This is a genomic window from Methanobrevibacter thaueri (genome assembly GCF_015062915.1).
In the GTDB taxonomy this organism is placed as follows: domain Archaea; phylum Methanobacteriota; class Methanobacteria; order Methanobacteriales; family Methanobacteriaceae; genus Methanocatella; species Methanocatella thaueri_B.
In genome coordinates this window covers 1-5,944 of the sequence record NZ_SUTJ01000001.1, presented here as the reverse complement: position 1 = coordinate 5,944, position 5,944 = coordinate 1, and the positions used below count along the sequence as shown (strand labels likewise).

The following is a 5,944-nucleotide window of genomic DNA, read 5'->3' as shown; positions in this document are numbered from 1 at the left end:
GCAATGTGGGCCAAAAAGGACATGGGTCAGGTTAAGGGAAAATTGGCACATCGGATTGCAGCATATCGTGCAGGATACCAGGCACAGGAAAGGCGTGAAATTGAAGAGGGACTTAAAACAGGTAAATATCTTGGAGTAACATGCACTAATGCATTGGAACTTGGAATCAACATAGGTTCATTGGATGCGGTCATCATTTCAGGATATCCCGGAACAATGATTTCCACATGGCAGCAGGCAGGAAGGGCTGGAAGAAGCAATCAGAAGTCACTTGCAGTATTGATTGCATTTGAAAATCAGCTCGACCAATACTTCATGAACAATCCTGAATTCTTCTTCGACAAGCCCCATGAGAATGCAATCATTGACTTGACAAATCCTATACTTCAGGAAGCTCACTTATTATGCGCCGCTAAGGAATTGCCGCTTCAAAGGGGAGAGGCTGAAAAATACTTTTCAATCTCACAAAATGTCATAGATGAGCTTGTTGCTAAAGAGGACTTGCATGAAAACCACAAAGGTGACTTCATGTATCCTTATGATGACAATCCTGCAATGGACCATTCACTGGACCAGATTTCATCAGAGGAATTCAAGGTAATGAATAACGGAATGCTTCTGGAGACTATGGAACGCTCACAGGTCTATCGTGAAGCCCATGAGGGTGCAATTCTAATCAACAAGGGTGACACCTATGTGGTAAACAGCGTTAATCTTAAAAGCGGTTATGTAAATGTTTCAAAAGAAGTGGTTGACTATCATACAATGGTATTGAACCAGACAGACATCAGTATCAAAAAGAAACTGTCCAAGACAAAATATGGAGATCTTACAATACATTTCGGAGAGCTTACAGTTAGTGAAGACTACTTCAAGTATAAGAAAATGCATTTCTCAAAGGCAATAGGAACATACCCACTTGAATTGCCTCCATTGAAGTTCAATACCAAGGGACTGTGGTTCACAATACCTAAAAGGGTTCAGGATACCCTGGAAGATATGTTTCCAAATGAGGAAGAGGTGTTCGCCGGAGGATTGCATGGTGCCGAACACGCATTGATTGGACTTTTCCCATTGCATACCATGTGCGACAGGTTTGACATAGGAGGACTTTCCACAAATTATCATGAGGACACTCAGGAAGCCACAATATTTATATATGATGGTTATGAGGGTGGAATAGGCATCTGTGAAAAGGCTGTTGACGTATTCATCGACCTTTTGAACTCAACCATTGACATGTTGGAAAACTGCCAGTGCAAAAGCGGATGTCCGGCATGCATATACTCACCGAAATGCGGAAACGACAACAAGCCACTGCATAAGAACGCCACAAAATACATTCTTAAGTACATGTCAGACTTGATTTCAGGGGACAGTGAGGAAGTCGAGGCTGAAGTCATCATAGAAGACATTGAACTGCCGGACGAGTTTGACGAGGCATATGAACTGTATGAGAAAGGCAATTACTCCGCTTCAAAGGATGTCTTAAACAGCATAATATCTGCTGACAACAGGAATGCAAGGGCATTGACATTGATGGCTCAGATATTGTATGAACAGGACCAAAAGGATATTGCACTTGTATTTACAAAAAAGGCATTGTCTGCGGACAGGTCAAATGAGATGGCAAATGAACTTGAGGTGCTTTTGACAAATAAGCCTCAAAAGGAACATGTGGAGTTGAACTCACTTGATGATGTCGATACATTGTATGAGGAGGCCTATGACTTATATGAACAGGGTGATCTTGCAACTTCCTCTGAAATCCTTGAGGAACTATTGGATTTTGATGATAAAAACTCAGAAGCCCTTGCATTGATGGGTCTTATATATTATCACTCTGGAATTTTCCCAAAGGCCATTGAATATTATAAAAAAGCGTCAAAAATAAATAAGAATGGTGAAATGGTTAAGGAATTGAAGATGAGGGTTTCCTAAGGGTCCCCTGCATATGGGCTGAAACCTTCCTCAAAGTGTTCGCATACTTTTTCAAGCATTTCAGGTATGTCTATTTTTTGAGTACAGTGGTCAATGCATGTGCTGCAGTATGTGCATTCCTCTGCAGGAACCTTCTCATCAGCCAATTTGTCATAGTATAATCTGTAGATATTTGATTCCGGCTGATTCTTGCTTGTATTGTATAAATGGAAATATTCAGGTATTGGTATCATTTCAGGACAGGCGTCAACACAGTATCCGCATTCGCTGCATGGAACCGCTACATTTTCTGCAAGTTTCAATGCCATCCTTTCCAGAAACTCGTTTTCCTCATCGCTTAACACTTCAAAGTTCTCATAGGTATCACAGTTGTCAAGCAAATCATCCATCTTGCTCATTCCGCTCAATACCATCTTAACGTTTTCTAGTGATGCGCAGAATCTGATTGCAAAGCTTGCTATTGACTTGTTAGGATTGAAGTTTTTGAAATCGTTTTTAATCTCATCATTCGGATTGACGATAACACCGCCTTTTAAAGGTTCCATCACGTAAACGTCAAGTCCATGCTCAACGCACAGGTCGTAGCATTTGTGTGCCTCGATTGATGGGTCTTCCCAGTCAAGGTAGTTGAGTTCCAATTGGACGATGTCGAACATGTCTCCGTATTTGTCGAGAACTTTTTTCAATAAATCTGATTTGTCGTGAAAACTGAATCCGATCTTTTTAGCAACACCGTTTTCCTTCATTTTCTTAACGTATTCAAATGTGTTTGCTTTTATTGCGTTTTTGACCCATGGTCCATTGATGTTGTGGATGAAAAACACGTCAAAGTAGTCGATGCCTAGCCTTTCAAGCATTTCGTTCACGAATTTTTCATTGTCCTCTTCACAGGTCAGCGCCCATGTTGGCATCTTGTCACAGATTCTGTATGATTCCCTAGGATACCTTTCAACCACTGCCTTTCTTATTGCAACCTCACTCTTTCCATTGTGATAAGCGTAAGAAGTGTCAAAGTAGTTGAATCCTTTTTCCATATATATGTCAACCATCTGGTTGAACAGTTCCTGGTCGATTGCTGTCGGGTCGTTTGGATTTGTTTGAGGCAATCTCATACATCCAAAACCGAACTTTGATTTGTAAGTCATAATACTATCTCCTATTTACTTTTTATTTTTAAGTCTTTCATTATATAAATGTTGTCAATATCAACAATTATTATATTTGATAAAAATTTTCAGTATTACTCCAATAATTCCTATATATTAAATACTTTTATAAATCAATAAAACAATATTTATAATATTAATATTTATATAGGAGTAATAAAATGCACGAATTATCTATGGCTCAAGGTATCATTAATGCAGTGCTTGAAACTGCAGAGGCCAATAATGCAACTGAAGTTAATGAAGTCTCAGTTGAAGTGGGAAGGCTTGCTATGATAAATCCGGAACAATTAGAATTCATATTAGGTGTTCTAATTGAAAATACTATAATGGAGAATGCTGAAATTAAATTTGAAGAAATTCCAGCAGAAATTAAATGCAACGATTGTGATTTCCATGGTGAAGCTATACTCGATGACAGTGACCATTATGCTCCACTTGTTAAATGTCCTGAATGTGACAGTTTAAGTGTAGAAACTTTAAATGGTAAGGATATTGTTGTTAAAAATATTGTAATTGAAAAACCTGATGATAATTAAGTAGGAGGCGAATTGAATGCACCAAGTAGCTGATGTAGAAGTAGCAAAAAATATTATGGACGCTAATAAGAAATTAGCAGATAAAAACTTAAAAAACTTAGAAGACAAAGACATTTTCTGTGTTGATTTCGTAGGAGCTATCGGATCTGGAAAAACAACACTTGTAGAAGAAATCATTGATAATACTGATTATAAAATTGGAGTTCTTGCAGGAGATGTTATCTCAAAATTCGATGCAGGACGTATTGAAAAACATGACGTGCCAGTAGTTGGTCTTAACACTGGTAAAGAATGTCATTTAGATGCTCATTTAGTAGGTCACGGTCTTGAAGACTTGCCATTAGACGATTTGGACATGGTAATCATTGAAAACGTGGGAAACCTTATTTGCCCTGTTGACTTTGATTTAGGTTCACATTTAAGAATTGTTGTTGTAAGTGTAACCGAAGGTGACGACACAGTTGAAAAACACCCAATCATTTTCCAGACATCTGATGTTGTTGTAATCAACAAGGTTGACCTAGCAGATGCTGTTGGAGCAGATGCGGACAAGATGGTGGCAGACGCTCAAAAATTAAATCCTAATATCAAAGTAATCAAATCCAGCTTGAAAGAAGGAACTGGATTGGATGAGATTATTGCTGCAATAGAAGAAGCAAAAAACAATTAAGCTTAAATTAAAGGTGGTTTCATGAAAGTATGGATAGATATTTCAAATGCTCCTCACGTAAGATTCTTCAAGGACGTAATCAAATACCTCGAAGCGGAAGGTGAGGATGTAATAGTTACAGCCAGACAGTTTGGTGATATCCATAAGTTGATGGAAATGTATGACATTGACTTCATTTCCGTTGGAAAGCATGGAGTAAGTCTTTACGATAAATTAAGGGAAAGCACAGAAAGGGTATATAACCTTGTGGACATCATAAATGGCGAAAAGGTGGATGTCGCCCTTAGCAAGCATTCCATTGAACTTCCTAGAATCTCTTTTGGATTGGGAATTCCAAGCCTTTACGTACTGGACAATGAGCATGCTCTTGCAGCCAATAAGCTTACACTCCCATTATGTGACAGGATCATCACTCCTAAAATCATTGACATGTGGAAGCTAATGAAGTTTGGTGCAGACCCGAACACTATCATATCTTATGATGGAACCTCCGAATTGATGCATTTCAAAAGCTTTGAATATAATGATAACGTTTTCGATGATTTGAATTTGGAATTGAAACATCCGAAAACCATTCTAATGAGGCCGGAACCTTCACTGGCTTCTTATCTTAATACTGATTGCAGAAAATCAGTTTTATCTCCAATCGTTGATGAGCTGAAGGATGTTGCCAATATCCTGATTCTTCCAAGATTCAAGGAACAGGCAGAGATATTTGAAGGCATAGAAAACGTCTCAATATTGAAGCCTCCTGTTGACACTTCAAGCATCATTAAAAAGTCCGATTTGGTAATTGGTGCTGGAGGAACAATGAATAGGGAAGCTGCAATTCTTCAGACTCCTGTTATCTCATGTTATCCTGGTGAAACATTGTCTGTTGATCAATATTATATTGACAAGGGATTGATGTTCAGGTCCATTGACTCAGATGAGGTTATCAACAAGGCGCTTGATTTCATAGTCAATCCTCATGAGGAGATAGATATCCAAACTGATGACCTGTTCCAGGTAATTATTGATAATTTATATGATTTAGCAAAAAATGGTAAATAGTTTTTTATACTAAATCATTCTAATATATTAATTGAACTTAATTTTTTTATGGGCTGGTAGCTCAGATGGTAGATCGTCGCCTTGGCATGGCGGAGGCCCCGGGTTCAAATCCCGGTCAGTCCATTTTATTACTTAAAAAAAAGAATTTGTGATTAGAATATGTTGTTAATTGCTCAAAACCACTTACAATTGATTGTTGAAGTAGCAATAATGCTTTTTGTTACATGGGTGTTTGCTTTAAACCTTATTCCACTGTCACTTAGTGTGGTCACATTCTTGTCATTGTTTTTGATGGGAGGTTTCACATTAATATTTGCAGGAGACATTGCCCTTCTGGTATTGGCTTCGAGTCAGGCGGAATTTACTCACCCGTTCGGTCCATTGGCATTATTGGGTACTGTTGCGGCTTTAGCCTCTCTGAAGGTGATGAAGGAATCGGGAGTAGACATACGACCGCTTAGGCGTTTCGTTATAATTTTCCTTGCAGGTATAACTATATTTGGAGGATTAATGCACAGGTCATTCTTGATTTTATGGTTATTAGGATTATTCTTCGGATATTTGATGATATCCAA

Annotated in this window: 5 protein-coding genes, 1 tRNA gene and 1 pseudogene; 6 read left to right on the top strand and 1 reads right to left on the bottom strand. The window is 38.3% G+C overall.

Features of this window, described 5'->3' with window-relative positions; translation table 11 throughout:
• The coding region (locus tag E7Z78_RS00035) for a Zn-binding domain-containing protein (protein ID WP_303723140.1) at positions 1-1,941 on the top strand (1,941 nt) is incomplete at its 5' end.
• Here the strand turns inward: E7Z78_RS00035 and E7Z78_RS00030 are convergent.
• The gene (locus E7Z78_RS00030; protein ID WP_303723139.1) at positions 1,938-3,086 is read right to left on the bottom strand and encodes an aldo/keto reductase; all 1,149 of its coding nucleotides are present in this window, start codon (positions 3,084-3,086) and stop codon (positions 1,938-1,940) included. The genes E7Z78_RS00035 and E7Z78_RS00030 overlap by 4 nt on opposite strands.
• A 182-nt stretch (positions 3,087-3,268) precedes the next feature.
• Between E7Z78_RS00030 and hypA the strand changes: the two genes are divergently transcribed.
• From hypA to E7Z78_RS00005, 5 genes and pseudogenes are all read left to right on the top strand, one after another.
• Positions 3,269-3,646 carry a hydrogenase maturation nickel metallochaperone HypA gene (gene hypA, locus E7Z78_RS00025; protein WP_303723138.1) on the top strand — a complete coding sequence of 126 codons (378 nt, stop codon included), beginning with the start codon at positions 3,269-3,271 and terminating at the stop codon, positions 3,644-3,646.
• Between the two features lie 16 nt (positions 3,647-3,662).
• The gene (hypB, locus tag E7Z78_RS00020) at positions 3,663-4,316 is read left to right on the top strand and encodes a hydrogenase nickel incorporation protein HypB (RefSeq protein WP_303723137.1); all 654 of its coding nucleotides are present in this window, start codon (positions 3,663-3,665) and stop codon (positions 4,314-4,316) included.
• Between the two features lie 21 nt (positions 4,317-4,337).
• Positions 4,338-5,369, top strand: coding sequence for a DUF354 domain-containing protein (locus E7Z78_RS00015; RefSeq protein WP_303723136.1), 1,032 nt, complete (start codon positions 4,338-4,340; stop codon positions 5,367-5,369).
• A gap of 50 nt (positions 5,370-5,419) precedes the next feature.
• Positions 5,420-5,492: transfer RNA gene (locus E7Z78_RS00010), tRNA-Ala, on the top strand.
• Between the two features lie 36 nt (positions 5,493-5,528).
• Positions 5,529-5,944, top strand: a pseudogene (locus tag E7Z78_RS00005) (hypothetical protein); the annotation flags it as partial.